Origin of the sequence: Helicobacter cholecystus (genome assembly GCF_003364215.1) — a bacterium.
In the GTDB taxonomy this organism is placed as follows: domain Bacteria; phylum Campylobacterota; class Campylobacteria; order Campylobacterales; family Helicobacteraceae; genus Helicobacter_G; species Helicobacter_G cholecystus.
Genome location: NZ_NXLU01000002.1, coordinates 1 through 18,156, shown reverse-complemented (window position 1 = coordinate 18,156; position 18,156 = coordinate 1). Strand labels below are relative to the sequence as shown.

Sequence of the window (18,156 nt, the reverse complement as noted above, 5' to 3'; positions counted from 1 at the left end):
CACTATTAGAGTAAAATTGCCCATAAATCCCTTGTTTTTCTTACTTCTTGCAAAAATTTAAGATAGAATTATAAATTCAACAAGATTTTATAATGAGGTTAAAAAATGGAAGGAAGAGTTTTTACTTTTGCCGGTTTAATCAACCCTAATCATGATTTTATCATTGGGTTTTATACAATTATTGTTGCCTTGCTTGTTGTTTTATTTGCAAGACTTGCAACACACAATATGAAAATCATTCCTACAGGAATTCAAAATGTTTATGAGTTTTTACTCAATGGAATCTTAGATGTTGCAAGTGATGTGGTCAGTCGTGAAATTGCAGTCAAATATCTTCCACTTACAGGAACAATTGCACTTTTTGTATTTTTCTCAAATGCCATTGGAATTATTCCTGGATTTGAATCTCCAACTTCAAGCTGGAGCTTTACACTTGTTCTTGCTTTAGTTGTTTTCTTTTATTATCACTATGAGGGGATTAAAGCAAAGGGACTTATTCATTATTTTGCTCATTTTATGGGTCCAATGAAAATCCTTGCACCTTTAATGCTCCCTATTGAAATCATTTCTCATATTTCAAGAATTATTTCACTTTCTTTTCGTCTATTTGGAAATATTAAGGGGGATGATATGTTCTTGCTTGTTATGCTTATGCTTGCCCCTTGGGTTGCACCACTTCCTGCTTTTGCAATCCTTACTCTAATGGCATTTTTGCAAGCTTTTGTATTTATGATTCTCACTTATGTCTATATTGCTGGAGCAATTATGGAAGAGGAGCATTAATCCTTTTCCAATCTTCTATAATCTCCTCAATCTGATTAACTTTAAGAAGACTTTCTTTCTCATACAATCTCTTTCTTTGGATATAGAGTTCTTTAAAATCCTTACTTAAAGGGCGCTTTTGCCTCTCTTTTCCACAAAGTCTTTTTTCAATAATCTCTAAAGAAACATCAAGATAATAGACTCTTCCTAGCTCTTTCATTCGACCTTGCAAAATAAATCCACCCCCACAATCAATAATATATCTTTGTTCCAAATCCATAATAACTCTATATGCCCTTTGCTCCCAGACTCTAAATTCATTCTCTCCATAAGAAGTAAAAATCTCTGAAATACTCAATTGAGTTTGTGAGCTAATCCAATCATCAGTAGAGAAAACAGGGAGTTTTAAAGAAGCAGAAAGTTGCTTAGCAAATGTGCTTTTACCGCTTGCCATAAAGCCAATTAAAACAAGATGCATCATTTCAAGGTAATAATATATCCTTTTTCATCTTGCTCAATATTGTAACCATACTGCCCATCTAGCGCAAGTGTCACACGATAAAAATCTTGATGGGTTCCCAAAGAGATATCAGTAAAGAATCTTCCCTTAAGTTTGATATCTTGATTAATAATCTTCTCTGTCCGGCGCAAATCAATAATAATTCTAAAAGGCTTAGGAAGAACAAAATTTTGCAAAATTTTATAAGGGGAGTAAATACGAATACTTTTCCCGATAATAATAAACTCAAAATCTCCTAAAGTATAACTCATAGGTTTTTTCTCTTCTATAATACTCTTATCCCCAATTTGAGAGATTGTAATGGGATAATGCCAATCAATATCTCTCTCAATCTTGACACTCTTCTCACCAATTGAACCATCAATCTTTTGATAAATAAATTTAACTTCCTTAAGAATCCTTGTTGTACTAGGAAGCTTAACATCAAGACTTTCTAAGGGTTGGCTAATTTCTCCTTCCACACTTTGTGGACTTTTTTTAGGTGTCATTTTTAATTCAAAAGGATCTTCACGCCCAAGCAATAAATTTAAACACATAACACTGATATAAATGGCTTTTTTCACTTGTTCTCCTCTTTTGTAGGCTCTAAGCCTTTGAGTTCAAAAATTATTTTTTGTAATTCAACATTTTTGCTTTCAAGCTCTACAACCTCTTGTTGAAGTGCTTTTTTTTCTGCTCTAAGGGCTTGATAGACCTCATAAGAGTTTGTCCCCCAAATCAAGCTAAAAAGATAATATGAAAAGATTCCGGCTAAAACAACTCCCAAAAAAATATAAATATATTTTTTGTTAAAGAGTTTTTTTTCTTGGATATAGATCTCTCCTAGATCCTCTCTCATTGATTAAGAATCTTCCATCCTAAATATTCTCCCCCTCCAAGTTCTTGCTCAATTTGAAGAAGACGATTATATTTTGCCATTCTCTCACTTCTTGCAGTTGAGCCAGTTTTAATCTCCCCAGTATTAAGTGCCACAGCAAAATCAGCAATAAAAGTATCTTCACTTTCTCCACTTCGATGACTCATTATACTACGATAGGAATGAAGCTGGGCCAAATGAATAGCTTTAATTGTTTGAGAAATTGTCCCAATTTGATTAGGCTTAATCAAAATTGCATTTCCAATTCCTTGATCAATCCCTTCTTGTAAAATTTTGTGATTAGTTACAAACAAATCATCTCCAACAAGCTGAACCCTTTTCCCCAATTTCTCTGTAAGAAGCTGCCAACCCTGCCAATCATCTTCACCTAATCCATCTTCAATTGATACAATAGGATACCTTTTAATAAGCTTTTCATAATATTCTATAAGCTCCTCTGAAGTCAATACCCTACCCTCTCCTTTAAGATGATATTTTCCATCCTCCCCCATAAATTCACTGCTTGCTATATCCAAGGCAATAGCAATTTGATCTCCTGCTTGATAGCCTGAAGTCTCAATTGCTTGCAAAATCACCTCAATAGGCTCTTGATTAGTTGAAAAATTTGGAGCAAATCCCCCTTCATCTCCAATAGCAGTAATCTCTCCTCTATCATGAAGAATCTTTTTGAGATTTTGATACACCTCTGCTGAAGCTCTCAGTGCCTCAGAAAAACTCTCAAATCCTAAGGGCATAATCATATATTCTTGAAAATCTACATTATTATTTGCATGACTTCCCCCATTAATGATATTGAGCATTGGTACAGGTAAAACTCTTGCACTCATACCTCCTAAATATCGATACAATGGGAGATGCAAAGATTTTGCACAAGCTCTTGAGAATGCCATACTCACTCCCAAAGTTGCATTTGCACCAAGATTAGAGAAATTTTGCGTTCCATCAAGCTCTTGGAGTAAAAGATCTACTTTGCTTTGCTCATAAGCCTCAAGTCCTATAAGATTATTTTTAATCACTGTATTGACATTCTCACAGGCCTTAAGCACCCCCTTCCCAAGATAACGTTGCTTATCTTCATCGCGAAGCTCAAGAGCCTCTTTTTTTCCCGTACTTGCCCCACTAGGAACAATCGCTTCACCCAAAGCTCCATCATCAAGTAAAACTTCAGCTCTTAATGTAGGATTCCCACGACTATCCAAAACCTCAAACGCTTTAATATCTGCTATCTTTGGCATTTTACTCCTTTGTTATAACTCCTCTGGTTCATCAGGCAAAGGCATAATCTCTTCTTGCACACCAATTTGCTCTTTGATTTTTGCCACAATCTCTTCACGCACAGCCTGATTTTCTTTAAGAAAAAACTTTGCATTCTCTCTTCCCTGTCCAAGCTTTGTTGCGCCATAGCTTAACCATGCTCCACTTTTATCAATAATATCAAGTTTCACACCATAATCAATCACTTCTCCCTCAAGAGAAATTCCCTCACCAAACATAATATCAAATTCAGCCTCTCTAAAAGGAGGTGCTACTTTGTTTTTTACCACTTTGGCCTTGGCTCTATTTCCAATTTGTTGTTCATTTTGTTTGAGTGTTGCAATGCGTCTAATATCAATTCTCACGCTTGCATAAAACTTCAATGCATTTCCTCCTGTAGTTGTCTCAGGACTTCCATATCCCATCATTCCAATTTTCATTCTAATTTGGTTGATAAAAATAAGTGTTGTATTCATTTTATGAAGCACACCTGTGATTTTTCGTAATGCATGACTCATTAATCTTGCTTGAAGCCCCACATGTTGATCTCCCATATCTCCCTCAATCTCAGCCTTTGGGGTAAGAGCTGCTACAGAGTCAATCACGACTAAATCCACTGCTCCACTTCTGCTTAGAGTTTCTAGAATCTCAAGTGCTTGCTCACCATTATCAGGTTGGGAAACAAGAAGATTTTCAGTATCTACTCCAAGCTTCTTTGCATAATATACATCTAGAGCATGCTCTGCATCAATAAAGGCACAAATCCCTCCATTTTTTTGGCATTGCGCAATGATTTGTAAACTCAAAGTTGTTTTACCTGAACTCTCTGGTCCATAAATTTCAATAATCCTTCCTTTTGGGATTCCACCAATCCCCAAGGCCATGTCAAGGCCTAGCGAGCCTGTAGAAATTGCATCAATTTTTTCAACTTGTTTATCACCCAAACGCACTAAAGCACCTTTTCCAAAGGCTTTATCAACTTGTTTGAGTGCTAGTTCGATGGCTTTTTTCTTCTGTTCATCAATACTCATTTATTCCTCTTTTACTCCAAAAAATGTATTTTCGTTTATTCTATCTTATTTTTGCACTTTTAGATAAAATCCCACTATGATCACAATTCATCGTCTAGGTTTAAAATGAAGAAAATTATTGTTGCTCACAGCCCTGATGCTGATGATTTATTTATGTATTATGCAATTGTCTTTGGTTGGGTTACCCCTCCTACATCTTTTGAAAATATCGCTCTTGATATTCAGACACTTAATGCTCTAGCTTTACAAAAAACCTATCCTATTACAGCAATTTCCTTTGCTTTATATCCCCTTATTGCTAAAGATTACGCACTCCTAAAAACTGGGGTGAGTTTTGGAGAGGGCTATGGTCCTAAGTTGATTAAAAAGAAAGGAGCAAAATTAAAAAGAAATTTCAAAGTTGCTCTGAGTGGTGAACACACAAGCAATGCTCTGCTTTTTCGCATCTATTATCCTGACGCAAGGATTGTGTATAAAAATTTTTTAGAGATTGAAAAATGCGTATTAGAAGGAGAGGTGGATGCTGGAGTGCTTATTCATGAATCGATTTTAAATTTTGATCAGAGTTTAGAAGTTGAGGCGCATTTGTGGGATATTTGGTGTGAGCTTGCCAAAGAAGATCTGCCTTTACCTCTAGGAGGTATGGCACTCTCTCGCTCAATTCCGCTCATTCAAGCTATCTCTTATGAACAAACTCTCATTAAAGCTGTCAAAATTGCCACTCATCACAAACCCCTACTCTCTAAAATGCTTTTACAAAGAGGGCTCATTCGCGTCAATCCTCAAGAGCTGGAGACCTATCTCAATCTTTATGCAAATCATCATTCTATATGCTTAAATGATCTCCAATATAAAGCTATAGATAAGCTCTTTGAGCTAGGTTATAATGCAGGATTCTATACACAAAAACTTCTCTCAAAAGACTATATCATTCCCCAAGAATATAAAGAATTACGATATGAATAAAACTCGCTTTAATCTTTATATCCTTTGCAATACACTGTTTTTTGCTCTACTTTTTTTAGCTGTAGGAATCCTTGCTCGATACATAATGATTCGCTCTTTTCTTCCTAGCGATTTGTTCCAAAATTCCTCACAAAGCCTGATGAGATTATGGAAAGTTGGATTACTTTATGATGGGAGGATCATCTGCTCTGCACTCATTCCTTTTTACCTTTTTGGCTTACTCTGCACTCCTTTTATGCCAAAACTTGCCCCACTCTTTTATAAGCTTAGCACCTATTTTCTTACATTTTTAGGATTTCTATTCCCCTTAACTTGGTTGATTGGTTTTTATTATTTCAAAACCTATCACACCCAAATTGATATTTTTATCTTTGGTTTAGCCAATGATGATACTTGGGCGATTTTGCAGATTATTTTCAAAGATTATCCCATCTTCTCTATTCTTTTTACCTCCCTTGCTTTTGCCCTCCTTACGTATAAACTTGCAAATCAAAAGCTTTTTTCTAACCTAAACCTACCTTCTCTTATCTTGATTCCTCTCAATCTCATTTTTTTGGCTCTTTTTATTTGTGCTTTAAGGGGATCTATTATCTCCACTCCATTACTTAGGGCCCAAAGCACAGTTTCTAATAATCCTACAATTAATCACCTTGTTCCAAATCCAGTGATTGCCTTTAGTTGGGCTATTAGTGATTATAAGAAAAATGCCTCTTACTCTATAGTTTCACAAAGTGAAGGAGATAGACTTTCCACTCTTGCACTAGGTTCTCCCACTGCCCTATATGCCACCACACCTCAAAATGATTTCTTATCTAAAAATCCTCCTCATATCATTGTCAATCTTATGGAGAGTTTTGGGCTTAATCTGCTAAGTTTTGATGATTCTTTAAACTTTGATTTACTTGGAGAATTTAGAGAACATTATAAAAATGATTTAGTCTTTACAAGATTTTTGCCCGCTGGTAATGGCACTGCACCAAGCTTTGCCTCTCTTTATCTCAATTCCCCCTCAGCAACTATCTCTCTTAGTTCAATCAAGAAAATCAAAGCAAAAAATAATATCTTTGAAACTTTTTCTAAAGCTGGATATGAGATTATTTTTATTACAGGAGGAAGTGAAAGTTGGCATGAATATGGGGATTATTTACGTATTTTAGGAGTTAATAAGATTTATGATATGAACTCCATGATTGATATTTTTCCTGAAGCTAAAAACTTTCAAAGTGCTTATGGAATCCCTGATGAATACCTATATAAAATGCTTAAAAAGCTTTTAACTTCTTGTGCTAAACCCACACTTTTTATTACACTCACCATCTCTAATCATCCTCCAGAAATTGTGCCTACTCATTACAAGCCCTATCCTCTCAATCATCAAGAATCACTCAAAAAATATCTTGAACAAAAGCACTTTCCCCTTGTGCCCCTAGCCTATCAATACAGCAATGACACTTTTGGACAATTCCTCACTTGGCTTAAGCACTCACCCTATCAAAACAACACAATTGTACTTGCCACGGGAGATCATAGAATGCGAAGTCTCTCAAGTCTTGGAATGCAAAAAAGTTTTATAGATTTTGCAGTCCCCCTATATCTCTATGTCCCCAAAGCTTATTTAAAAAATACAAATGCTCACTATGATCCCCAAATGCTAGGCTCACACAAAGATATTTTTCCCACCCTCTATCATCTTTCACTCTCCAAACAAAATTATCTTGCCAATGGTGGAGTGAGTTTGTTGCACTCTAAAGAAACATGCAATTTTGCCTACAATGAAGCTATTAAAGCAGATTGCAAAGGAGTGTATATGGGTGGTGGTCTCTATCCTTGGACTTCACCCCTTGAGATCTCCACAATCCCCATTTCCATTCCCAAACAAAAAGCTCAAAAATTTCAAAGCTATCAAGATTTGCAATGGTGGCAAATCCAAGCAAGGACAAAGGGAGTGCTAAATCCCTGACTTTAGGGAAAGCAAATAAAGAAGCAGAGGCAGAAGCATAGGGGGATTAAAAATATCTCATAGAAAATATGAAACAAAATGATTAAACATATTCGCAGAATCTCACTCTTAAGAAGTATCAGAAAATATATAGAAATAAAAGAAATTCCACCAATACAATCCAATGATTTAAGCTAGGCTAAAATCTTTCAAATGCCTGATAATGAAAGTAAGGCATATACAATCAAACAATAAAAGAAATAACTAAATCCACCCAACAAAGCAGTTAAACCCAAATCTGTATTCATGATTTTAATCTTTTGATTAGGCTATACCAAGAAATAATAACTGCACAAAGTCCAACAGGGAAAAATCATCATTGCAAAAGTGATCTAAAAATCCTTTTTACCCATCAAAGTCTTATATATTCTCAATCTTTATCATCTTGATATGCCAAATTCCATCTTCTAAAAATCTCTCACCCACACTCTTAAACCCAAACTTTTCATAAAATCCTTGAGCACAACATTGTGCCTCAAGGCTAATTTTTGACATATTAAGACGTGTATAAATATATTTTAAAGCATATTGCATAATCGCTCTTCCCCCTCCCTTTTTCTTGCTAATGACTCGACCAATTTTAGCCTCATCATTGTTGTGCAAAATTCGTAAATACGCTTTGATTTCCCCCTCTTCTTTGAGATAAAGATGAAAAGCTTTTAGATCTAGTTCATCAACCTCTTGATAAGCACATTTTTGCTCTACTACAAACACACTCACTCTAAGATAATACAACTCATAAAGTTCCCTGCTTGTCAACTCATCAAAAGTTTTTACAATAAACTCCATTGTTTATCCCTCACCCTCAATAGCACTTTGCTCTTTTCTCCCTCTTGCACTGATAAGAATAGGTGTGCCTATAAAATTAAAACTCTCTCGCAAAAAATTCACTAAATACCTTCGATAACTAAAATGCAATGCTTTAGGACGATTCATCACTAAGGCAATTTGTGGAGGGCAAGTCTCATATTGGGTTGCATAATAAATGCGCACAATTTTTCCATGATCACTTGGAAGTTGATGACGCTTTGTTGCTTCTGCAATACATTCATTAAGCCTTGAGGTAGGGATTCTAAAAGAATAATTTGCATACACTTCTAGGATTTTTTTCTTAATCTCTTCAATATGGCGACCATTTTTTGCACTCACACTTAAAAATGGGGCATATTCTAAGAATCTGAATTTCCTCTTGAGCTCACTTCTAATCTCCTCAAATTCACTGGCTTTAATATCCCATTTATTCAGCACAATAATCACACCCAAAGAATATTTATCTACAAGAGAACTAATACGCTCATCAAGCTCAACAAAGCCCTCACTCACATCAAGCACCAATAAAGCAATATCACTTTGCTCTAAGACTTTTTGAGTGCGATCCAAAGCAAAACGTTCAATTCCCTCAATCTTACTTCTTCTTCTAATTCCTGCCGTATCCACAAACTTTATCCTCTGCCCCTCATACTCCATCTCCTCATCTACTGGATCAATAGTCGTTCCCGCCACAGAACTCACTACACTTCTTTGTCTTCCAAGCAAGGCATTAAGCAAGGAACTTTTCCCCACATTCACTCTTCCAATGATTCCTACATTAATACTCTTGCCCTCTTCTCCCTCTACTTTTTCTTCTTGAGCTAAAAACTCTTCCAAACTTTGCTCTTCATCATTTTGTAAACTTACTTGAGTTTGTAAGCCTAAAGCTTGAATAATATAAGCCTTGAGGGCTAAAATCCCGCGATTATGACTTGCTGAAATCATAAAACTCTCTTTTGCTCCAAAACTTGCAAACTCCCATCCCCTCTGCTTCTCTTTATCATTATCAATTTTATTAATCACAAGCACACAGCGTTTTGCTTTCTTGCTTATAGCATAAAAGAGCATCCTATCTTCTTCTTGAGGTAAAAGCTTTCCATCAACCATATAAAGAACTAAATCCGCTTCTTCACTTGCTTTAATGCTAAGTTCCTTGATTTTTGAAAATAGCTCACTGCCTTCATCAATGCCCCCAGTATCAAGCACTTCAATCAAATTTCCATCAAAATCCATAACACTGCAATTCACATCTCTTGTTGTTCCTGCAACATCTGAAGTAATAGCCTTTCTCTGTTTTAAAAAACGATTAAAAAGAGAGCTTTTCCCAACATTAGGTTTTCCCAAAATTGCAATTCTTTTCATCTTCCTATCTTTATATGAGAATCAATTTAAAAAGGTATAATATTAAAAACTTGCTTAAATAAAGGTTTGATTGTGCGTTATTGCCTCATATTTTTAAGTCTTTTTTGTTTTATTTTTTCTCAAATCCAAAGAGCAAAAATCACTCAAAGCTATGTGTATGAAGCAAAAGAAGGTGATTTTATCCAAACACAAAAAGATGGAGAAATCTATTTGCAAATCACTTCACCATCTCTTTTGGATTTTCTAAATTCCAAAAATCCTCACAACACTTTAGCCACACAAACTGTTAGACTTAATGGAACTTGGACAGAATTTCAATCCCATGATGAAAATGTCAAGTCTTATTCCAATTCCAATGAGTTTCAACATCGCTTTAATCTTAAGGCCATTGCCTATAGACTTCAAGAAGTAGAATCTAATGTCTTCAAATTGATGTATGCAACACAACCTATTAAGATTGAACATTGTAAGTTTGTAATCCAAAAAGATCTTATCAATACTCTTGCGGGAAAAAGAGACTTTGTCATCAACCTTGATAACCAGTATTATTTTGATAAGTTGATTGCAACTTATCGTTTTATTCAATGTGATAAATAATATTGGAACACCATTTGCTATATGCTCTTAATATTAATTCAAATTAAAGGATGAGATATGAGAGTGACTTACTCAAGTATGATTAGCATGGCGGCTTTAAGCTTAGTGGGCTGTGGCGCATTCACAGATGGTGTGAGTGATACAGCTTTGATTCCACCTTCAGCAAATTATCAGGCAAACTATGTGCCACTTCAACCCCCTGTCCCAATGTATGGAAATAATGGAAATATGCTTCCACAAGATTCAAGGATTCAAAGAGTGAATACTATTGTTATTGATGAGATAGAACCCTCAATGACACCACAACCTGCACCAGCACCAGCTCCAGCTCCTGCCCCAGCACCCGAGCCAAGTTTTGCCAAACCTAGCAAAAGTGCAGAGTTAGAAGAGCCATTAATTCCAAATTCTCCAATGCTAACTCCTAGCAATGTAATTGAGCTTAATGCTGTAGGAATGGGTGTTGCACCTGAAACTTCAATTTCCCCTTCACAAGCTTTGGCTCTTGCTAAAAGGGCAGCAATTGTTGATGCTTACAGACAAATTGGTGAAAAAATGTATGGGATTAGAGTAAATGGTCAAGATACTGTAAAGGATATGATGCTTCAAAACTCTGTTGTTAAAACAAAGGTCCAAGCATTAATTAGAAATGCAGAAATTACAGAAACTGTTTATAAAGATGGGTTGTGCCAAGTGAGTATGGAACTCAAACTTGATGGTAAAATTTGGCACAAAGTTCTCTCAGGAAATATTTAAGAGGTTTGGAGTATAAAAGGAGAAGAAATGAAGGCAACATTGACCAATTTGATCTTGGGAATTTCTCTTGCCTTTTTTCTTAGTGCCTGCTCATCAACTTCACAAGGTTGGAATGATTTTCTTTCTCTCTTTGGAAAAGGTGAGCCTATTGATCCTAATTCATTAGAGCTATTAGAAGGAGTTTCAGGCACAAAACTTTTATTAATCAATACTCCAACAATTAAGTTTTATGATTTAGCCGTTGTAAGATATTCACAATATGCAATCCATATCGATCTTTTTGAAATGGGAGCTCCTATTGGAGCTCTTGAAATTACAAAAAATGAGGTTTGTTTTCAAGGAGAATGTGCTCCAAAATCTCTTGCGGCACGTAAAATTTTGGGGGATGTGAGTTATGGTGATCTTTTTGATGATATTTTCTTCGCACAAGATATTTTTGGTTCTAGAGGATTGCGAATGACAAAAGAAGGGGTATTAACACAAAGATTTCTACTCAACAATCAAGAAATCTTTTATGAAAGAACTCCTCAATACACCGTTTTTAAAAATCTCACCAAAGGGATTGTTATCTCAATTCAAAATTATACTTTTCCTGATATGAATCCACCCAACATTAGGAGACGACAATGAAACACTTTTTAAGCTTAAAAGATTTTAGTAAAGAAGAGATTTTAGAAATCATTTCTCTAGCCAAACACATCAAACACGACTTCAAAAATAATATTCCCACCCCTTTGATGCCCCAAAAAATCCTAGCAATGATTTTTGAGAAAAATTCTACTCGCACAAGAGTAAGTTTTGAGGCAGGAATTTATCAACTTGGAGGAGTGGGATTATTTCTTTCAAGCAATGACATTCAACTTTCTCGTGGTGAACCCATCAAAGACACTGCAAGAGTAATTAGCTCAATGGTAGATATGATTATGATCAGGACTTTTGAACACTCTAGGCTTGAAGAATTTGCCTCTTATTGCAGTGTGCCTGTGATTAATGGATTAAGTGATAGTTACCATCCCGTGCAATTAATGGCAGATTATCTCACAATGCTTGAGTGCGGAATCAGTCTCGAGGGTGAAAAACCCATAGTAGCCTATATTGGGGATGGGAATAATATGGCTCACTCTTGGCTCCTCCTTGCCTCAAAACTTGGTTTTGAGCTTAGAATCGCTACACCCAAAAACTATGAAGTTGATCATAAGATTCTTGCCCTAGCTATGAGTTTTGCTCAAGAAAGTGGATCTAAGATTATCACCACCCATGATCCAAAAGAAGCAATAAAAGGGTGTAATGTAGTTACAACAGATACTTGGATCTCTATGGGACAAGAAGATCAAAAGAATAAAAAAATCAATGATTTCAAAGGTTTTGAGGTTGATAAAGAGATGATGCACTTAGCCCAAAGCCATGCAATTTTTTTGCATTGTCTTCCTGCATATCGAGGATATGAGGTGAGCGAAGAGGTGCTTGAAGGAACTCAAAGTAGAGTTTTTCTAGAAGCAGAGAATCGTTTGCACGCCCAAAAAGGAATTATGGTGTACTTGTATCAAAATAAGGAGAAACTATGCTAGACCTTACCCAAAGTGTTGCTAGTGGATTATTAAAACAGATTGACAGCAAGACTTTAAGTATCAAATTTACAGAAGGTAGTCTTAGTGAGGATAAGCCTTGTTTTGTTTGCGATGAAGAAAATCACGAATATGTTATTCTCTCAGCCCATTTACTTCAACAAATTTTACAGAATATGAAACAAGCCCAAGAAGAGCGATTTGCAATGTCCCTTGAAAAAGATATTGCAAATTTAATGCCCTTAGATTTTGATGATGTCTTAAGCGTAGCCAAACAAAAGCTAGAAGAACTTAATCTTGATATTGCACAAGTCGATACTCAACTTCTTGCAAAGACAATCAAACAAGAATACCCTAATTTGTTTTTTAATTTTGATGATTATCTCAGGAGGCACAATGATTGATTTTGAAAAAATAGCCAAATATTCTAAAGCTGGTCCTCGTTATACTAGCTACCCCACCGCAAATGAATTTCACTCTGGTTTTAATCCTATCGACTATCAAAAAGCCTTGCAACAATCCAACTCTAGCTCTCTGCCCCTCTCACTCTATGTGCATCTGCCTTTTTGTCGCAGTGCATGCTATTTTTGCGGATGCAATGTCATTTATACAAGCAAAGAAGAAAACAAAGCTGTCTATATTTCTTATTTAAAAAAAGAGTTAGAGATCTTATCAAAGTTTCTAAATACAAAACGTGAGGTCATTCAACTTCATTTTGGCGGTGGAACTCCTACATTTTTCAATGCTGATGAACTCAAAGAAGTCATTGCGCTCCTTAGAAAATTCTTCCCCAATTTTCACACAAATGCAGAAATAAGCTGTGAAATTGATCCAAGATTTTTTAACTCTAATCAAATGCAAGTGCTTAGAGAGGGGGGATTTAATCGTGTAAGTTTTGGTGTGCAAGACTTTGATGCTCAAGTGCAAAAAGCTATCCACAGAATCCAAAGCGTTGAGCTTGTGGCAGAAGCTGTGCAAATTGCAAGAAGATTTGGCATTCACTCCATTAATTTTGATCTTATTTATGGTTTACCCTATCAAAACCTCCAAACTTTCCAACAAACACTCCAAAAAGTTCTTACCCTCTCTCCTGATCGATTGGCAATCTTTAATTACGCTCATGTGCCTTGGATGAAAAAAACAATGAGGAAAATTGACGAAACCACATTGCCTTCACCTAAAGAAAAACTTAAAATTCTAGAATTTATGATTTCTTTTCTCTCAAATCATGGCTATGAGCTTATTGGAATGGATCATTTTGCAAAAAAAGATGATGAGCTCTATTACGCCAAAGAAAATGGTGAGCTAAGACGCAATTTTCAAGGCTATACCACAAAAGGATTTTCTCAAACTGTAGGAATTGGCCTTACAAGTATCAGTGAGGGGGTAAACTTCTATGCTCAAAACCACAAAGATCTCCATGAATACCAAAAGGCTCTAGATGAGGGGATACTACCTACAAGCAAAGGGATTTGGCTCAGTGATGAAGATCGCCTAAGAAAAGAAGTCATTATGCAGATTATGAACAATCTCTATTTAGATTTTTCAAAAATTCAAGAGCAATTTGGCATTGATTTTAAATCCTATTTTAACACCGCTCTTAATGCACTTAAACCCTACAAAGAAGCAGGATTGCTTGAAATAGGAGAAAATCATCTTAAAGCCACGCCTACTGGAGGAATGCTCATTAGGAATATTGCTATGGAGTTTGATGGGTTTTTAGCCAAAGCCCCTATTGGGGAGAATAAATTTAGCAAAACTCTTTGAGGAAAGAGTAATGCATAAAGTTTGCATCAAATGTGCCAAATGCAATCCCATTTGCCCCACTTTCCTCTTAAGCGGTGATGAAACTTACTCTCCTAGAGGCTATTTGCATCTATGTTCTCTTCCTGCATTTCCCTCTACAAGCAAAATTCTCTCAACCTGCACACTCTGTAAAGAATGTGAAAAACTCTGTCCTATTAAACTGCCCATTACACAAACAATAGAGAAAAAACTCAAAGAACTTTCAATCCAATCTATAATCTCTTAATAAAAACTTAAATTTTATATTATCTTACTAAAAGATACCCCCCCCCCCCCGCTAATTTGTGTTATAATTCGTGCTCTTTTTTTAAAAAAGAATAAATAACTTTATCTTATAAGGAAAGCATAATGAAAGAAAAGAATAATTTTACTTCTTCAAGGAAGGTCAAGGGGGGGGGGATAAATTAAACCCTAAATATTCTTTATTTAAGCCCATAATTGCAAGTTCACTTGCTTTAGCTCTTGGTGTGAGTGAGGGGGTCGCACAAACAATACAAGATGATCCTACACATCCAATGGATACATATAATCAACCTATCATTACAACAAGTGGAGCACTCACTCTTACGGTCAAAACTTTAACCATTGATACATCAAGTGAAACAGATAAAAGTGCAATTTCTGCTTCAAGTAATGCCACTAACCTTATAGTTGCAGGTAAAACCGCCATTACAGGAAATATTGTTTCATCATCTGGAGATAATACCCTTATCTTTGGATCTTCTGAAGTTAATAATGTAACTAGAGATGCTGCAGACCTCTCTACTACAATTAAAGGAGATATTCTTGTGGGGGGTAGCAGTGTGCGAAGAAGTAGTTTTAATCTCCTAATCTTTCAAAATAAAGCCACAATTGGAGAGACTGATACAACCAAAACTTCTTCCTCTTCTTCAATCAAAGTCGTTGATGCATACAATGGAAGAGGTGCAACATCAACTAACACATTAGCTTTTAGTAATAGTGAAAATAAAATAAACTTAGCAGAAATGAGTGTAGTTGGAAACTGGGCTTACGGTGCTCCCTCAACAACTGCTAATATTTTAAGTTTTAATGCTGCAGATAGTAATAATGGAAGCACTACTTTTAAAGTAGGGACTCTTAGTGCAAAAAGTGGAGCTAATATCATTGGAAAAGATCTCTATGCAATTCCTAATCCTTCAACCAATATAGACACTACAAAAAATCCTTATCAGTATGCCCAAGAACTTTTTGAGACCTCTTCTAATCCTAATCAACCAAAAAGAAAAGACAATTTTGCTACCCTATTTGCAGATAGCAAATATCAAGCAAAAGGGGAATATTCTATTGGCTCTGTGGCAACTCAAATCTCTGGAAATAATTACCTAAATGTAGAAACCCTTATCATTGGCAATAATTCTAGCCAAACAGATTCCACAGAACCTAGTGGTGTTATTACTACTGCTTCTAGCGGCACAGTAAATCTTATCATCGCAAACAAAGCTACAATCAATGGAAATATTTTAACCAGTGGTGGAAGCAATGTTCTGATTTTAGGTTCAAGCACTTCTAGTGGAGAATCTCCAAAACTCACAGGGGATATTCTTGCAAGACAAGGTGGAAGCAATATCCTTATTTTTGAAAGTAAGCCTACATTTGGTTCTACAAACACTAGAGACACCCAAACTCTCTCATCAATCAAAGTTATTGATACCAATGTAGGATCTCCTACAACATCTAATAATATTTTGGTTTTTAAGAGCCAAGATAATGCATTAACTTTAAAAGAAATCAGTATTAATGGAAACTGGAAAGATCCAGCCACTACAATCACTTCTAATATCCTAAGTTTCAATGCCACTACGAGCACAGGCTCAGGGCATACTCTCAAAGTAGAAACACTGAATGCAAGAAATGGAAGCAATATCATTGGGAAAGATCTCTATAAAGAAGACACTACAACTCAAAGTAATGCAAGAGGTGCATCAAGCACAAAAACATATGTTTATGACTCTGAATTATTTGAAACAACAAATGATAAACCTAAGAAAAAAGACAATTTTGATATTCAATTTGCAAATAGCAAATACCAAGCAAAAGGGAAATATAGCGTTGAGAGTATCAAGGGTGATGGATATATTTTTGGGGGGAATTACATTAACGTTGAAGAACTTACAATTGGAAGCGCTTCATCTTCAAGAGAGACAAGCACAGTCATTACTGCAGCAAATAATAGAAGCTCCAATGTCCTTGCTGCAAACACTCTAAGTATTACAGGAGATATTGAAAGTCTAAGTGGTGGAAGCAATGCAATCTGGGTAGGAGCTACTCCAACTACTAGAGATGCTTCACAAAATACTGGAGCAAGCAACACTAGTCCTAGCTTGACTTTCCAAGGTAATCTCTATGCTAGAGGGACTGGAAAAAATAAGATTACTGCCTCAAAAGCCACCATTACAGGAAATATTGAATCAGCTGGGGGGAGCAATGCAATTTATTTAACAAACACTTCAGAGCAAAGCACAATTAAAGGGAATATTTATGCCCATAATGCAGGAAATCAAGATGCTTCTCTTATCATCTTAAGTCAAGAGATCGCAAGCAGTGAGACACCCTCAGCAAGAGGGATTGCACAAACCGCACAAGTTTTGCATTGGAGCGATGCTCAAGCTAATGCGAATATTGAGACAGATTCAATTAAATCTACAGGATCAGAGTCTAACTGGTATTCTCGTACTGCAACAACCACAATTAATGTGCAGACTCTTAAGGTTGAGAGCAAAAATACAAGTCGAGAAACTCCTATTGCAATCTCAGCACAAAATAATGGATTTAACAACCTTGCTGCCTCACAAGCTACAATTAATGGAAATATTCAAGCTCTTGGTGGAAAAAATATAATCTATCTAAGCAAAACTTCTTCTGCCAACTCTCAACCTTCTTATAGATCTTCAAACCAAAGCACAATTAAGGGAGATATTCTTGCTCAAAACTCAGGTACAGATAATGGAGTCAATATTATTTTAGGTAAAGAGTTTAACACTACCCCTACTTCTACTGATGCAGATATACAAGAAAACTGGATGACTGCTCAAGCTAATGCAAATATTGAGACAAGCTCAATTAAAGCTATTGGAGGAATTGGCAACTTCTATAATCTACGCGGTCAAAACACCATTAATGTCTCCACTCTTAAGATTGGCAACACTTCTACTGAAGCAGACAATCCAATAGCTATTCTTGCAAGTCGCGGAGATAATGCAATTTCCTCAAACAATGCCACAATCACAGGAAATATTGAAGCTAGAGATAGTGGAAGTAATGCCATTTTTTTAGGTAAATCCACTTCTGCTCCTACAATCACAGGAAATATTACTACTGCTAATGGTTCTAACTCCATTATCCTTGAAGATGGAACTTGGCTTCCCTACCTCACCCTACAAGTAGAAAATAGCTCCACTGCTCCTAGCCTTAAAAATACTTCTGGCTCCACAAACAATAGCGGTATCCTCACAAATAATGGAACTACTAATCTCATCCTCAGAAAATCTCCAAGTTCAGCAGGAGGTTCAACAGGAGCTCCAGGAGTAGCAGCTATAGATACATCTACACTCTCAATTCCAGTGTATAAAGTAGTTTCTTTAAAGGGAGAGACAAATATTGTGATGCAAGGAGATATTGTGGCCTCTTCTTATATCTCTTATGCTAATGGAGGAAATGTCAATCTACTCTTTGCAAACAATAATGATAATGCAGCAGATTCCTTTGATGCTTCAAGTGCAACAGATATTACAAGCAATAAAGTTTTAGGTAAAACCTATAAAGATGGAGTCAAACTTGCTCTCTCTGATAAGCAAGTCAGCATTGGAGATACTCAAAAATCTTTCTTAGAGACT

Annotated in this window: 18 protein-coding genes; 11 read left to right on the top strand and 7 right to left on the bottom strand. The window is 35.9% G+C overall.

The features are described from left to right. Positions 1 to 105 precede the first annotated feature (105 nt). A complete protein-coding gene (locus CQA62_RS01920; protein ID WP_104724619.1) occupies positions 106 to 783 on the top strand; it encodes a F0F1 ATP synthase subunit A in 678 nt (225 codons plus the stop codon). Here the strand turns inward: CQA62_RS01920 and CQA62_RS01915 are convergent. Genes CQA62_RS01915 through recA form a run of 5 tightly spaced genes read right to left on the bottom strand, consistent with a single transcriptional unit; the run spans position 764 to position 4,444 of the window. Next, positions 764 to 1,240, bottom strand: coding sequence for a shikimate kinase (locus CQA62_RS01915; RefSeq protein ID WP_158653689.1), 477 nt, complete (start codon positions 1,238 to 1,240; stop codon positions 764 to 766). The genes CQA62_RS01920 and CQA62_RS01915 overlap by 20 nt on opposite strands. Further along, positions 1,240 to 1,845: an AMIN domain-containing protein gene (locus CQA62_RS01910; protein ID WP_104724621.1), complete on the bottom strand. Its 606-nt coding sequence runs from the start codon at positions 1,843 to 1,845 to the stop codon at positions 1,240 to 1,242. The genes CQA62_RS01915 and CQA62_RS01910 overlap by 1 nt, the downstream gene beginning before the upstream one ends. Next, the gene (locus CQA62_RS01905; protein ID WP_104724622.1) at positions 1,842 to 2,120 is read right to left on the bottom strand and encodes a septum formation initiator family protein; all 279 of its coding nucleotides are present in this window, start codon (positions 2,118 to 2,120) and stop codon (positions 1,842 to 1,844) included. The genes CQA62_RS01910 and CQA62_RS01905 overlap by 4 nt, the downstream gene beginning before the upstream one ends. Beyond that, on the bottom strand, positions 2,117 to 3,394 hold the full coding sequence (gene eno, locus CQA62_RS01900; protein WP_104724623.1) for a phosphopyruvate hydratase: 1,278 nt from the start codon (positions 3,392 to 3,394) through the stop codon (positions 2,117 to 2,119). The genes CQA62_RS01905 and eno overlap by 4 nt, the downstream gene beginning before the upstream one ends. Positions 3,395 to 3,406: 12 nt before the next feature. Beyond that, positions 3,407 to 4,444 carry a recombinase RecA gene (gene recA, locus CQA62_RS01895; protein WP_104724624.1) on the bottom strand — a complete coding sequence of 346 codons (1,038 nt, stop codon included), beginning with the start codon at positions 4,442 to 4,444 and terminating at the stop codon, positions 3,407 to 3,409. A 105-nt stretch (positions 4,445 to 4,549) separates the two neighbouring features. Between recA and CQA62_RS01890 the strand changes: the two genes are divergently transcribed. Continuing rightward, a complete protein-coding gene (locus CQA62_RS01890; protein ID WP_104724625.1) occupies positions 4,550 to 5,410 on the top strand; it encodes a menaquinone biosynthesis family protein in 861 nt (286 codons plus the stop codon). Beyond that, complete coding sequence (locus CQA62_RS01885) at positions 5,403 to 7,370, top strand: LTA synthase family protein (protein ID WP_158653690.1); 1,968 nt, start codon at positions 5,403 to 5,405, stop codon at positions 7,368 to 7,370. Before CQA62_RS01890 ends, CQA62_RS01885 begins: the two co-directional genes overlap by 8 nt. A 399-nt stretch (positions 7,371 to 7,769) precedes the next feature. Here the strand turns inward: CQA62_RS01885 and CQA62_RS01880 are convergent, their stop codons facing one another. Further along, positions 7,770 to 8,198, bottom strand: coding sequence for a GNAT family N-acetyltransferase (locus CQA62_RS01880; RefSeq protein ID WP_104724627.1), 429 nt, complete (start codon positions 8,196 to 8,198; stop codon positions 7,770 to 7,772). A 3-nt stretch (positions 8,199 to 8,201) separates the two neighbouring features. After that, positions 8,202 to 9,581: a ribosome biogenesis GTPase Der gene (gene der, locus CQA62_RS01875; RefSeq protein WP_104724628.1), complete on the bottom strand. Its 1,380-nt coding sequence runs from the start codon at positions 9,579 to 9,581 to the stop codon at positions 8,202 to 8,204. Between the two features lie 72 nt (positions 9,582 to 9,653). Between der and CQA62_RS01870 the strand changes: the two genes are divergently transcribed. The 8 genes from CQA62_RS01870 to CQA62_RS01835 form a co-directional block, all read left to right on the top strand. Beyond that, positions 9,654 to 10,178, top strand: a complete 525-nt coding sequence (locus CQA62_RS01870) for a hypothetical protein (RefSeq protein ID WP_104724629.1) — start codon at positions 9,654 to 9,656, stop codon at positions 10,176 to 10,178. Between the two features lie 57 nt (positions 10,179 to 10,235). Further along, entirely contained in the window at positions 10,236 to 10,931 is a 696-nt protein-coding gene (locus tag CQA62_RS01865; protein ID WP_104724630.1) for an LPP20 family lipoprotein, read from the top strand. 27 nt (positions 10,932 to 10,958) lie between these two features. Next, on the top strand, positions 10,959 to 11,561 hold the full coding sequence (locus CQA62_RS01860; protein ID WP_104724631.1) for a hypothetical protein: 603 nt from the start codon (positions 10,959 to 10,961) through the stop codon (positions 11,559 to 11,561). Then, a complete protein-coding gene (argF, locus tag CQA62_RS01855; RefSeq protein WP_104724632.1) occupies positions 11,558 to 12,499 on the top strand; it encodes an ornithine carbamoyltransferase in 942 nt (313 codons plus the stop codon). Before CQA62_RS01860 ends, argF begins: the two co-directional genes overlap by 4 nt. After that, the gene (locus CQA62_RS01850) at positions 12,493 to 12,900 is read left to right on the top strand and encodes a DUF2603 domain-containing protein (RefSeq protein WP_104724633.1); all 408 of its coding nucleotides are present in this window, start codon (positions 12,493 to 12,495) and stop codon (positions 12,898 to 12,900) included. Before argF ends, CQA62_RS01850 begins: the two co-directional genes overlap by 7 nt. After that, entirely contained in the window at positions 12,893 to 14,263 is a 1,371-nt protein-coding gene (hemN, locus tag CQA62_RS01845) for an oxygen-independent coproporphyrinogen III oxidase (RefSeq protein WP_104724634.1), read from the top strand. The genes CQA62_RS01850 and hemN overlap by 8 nt, the downstream gene beginning before the upstream one ends. Before the next feature lie 10 nt (positions 14,264 to 14,273). Then, positions 14,274 to 14,528, top strand: a complete 255-nt coding sequence (locus CQA62_RS01840; RefSeq protein ID WP_115585106.1) for a 4Fe-4S dicluster domain-containing protein — start codon at positions 14,274 to 14,276, stop codon at positions 14,526 to 14,528. 241 nt (positions 14,529 to 14,769) lie between these two features. Beyond that, positions 14,770 to 18,156 (top strand): beta strand repeat-containing protein (locus CQA62_RS01835; protein ID WP_147288244.1); only part of this gene is annotated, 3,387 nt, incomplete at its 3' end.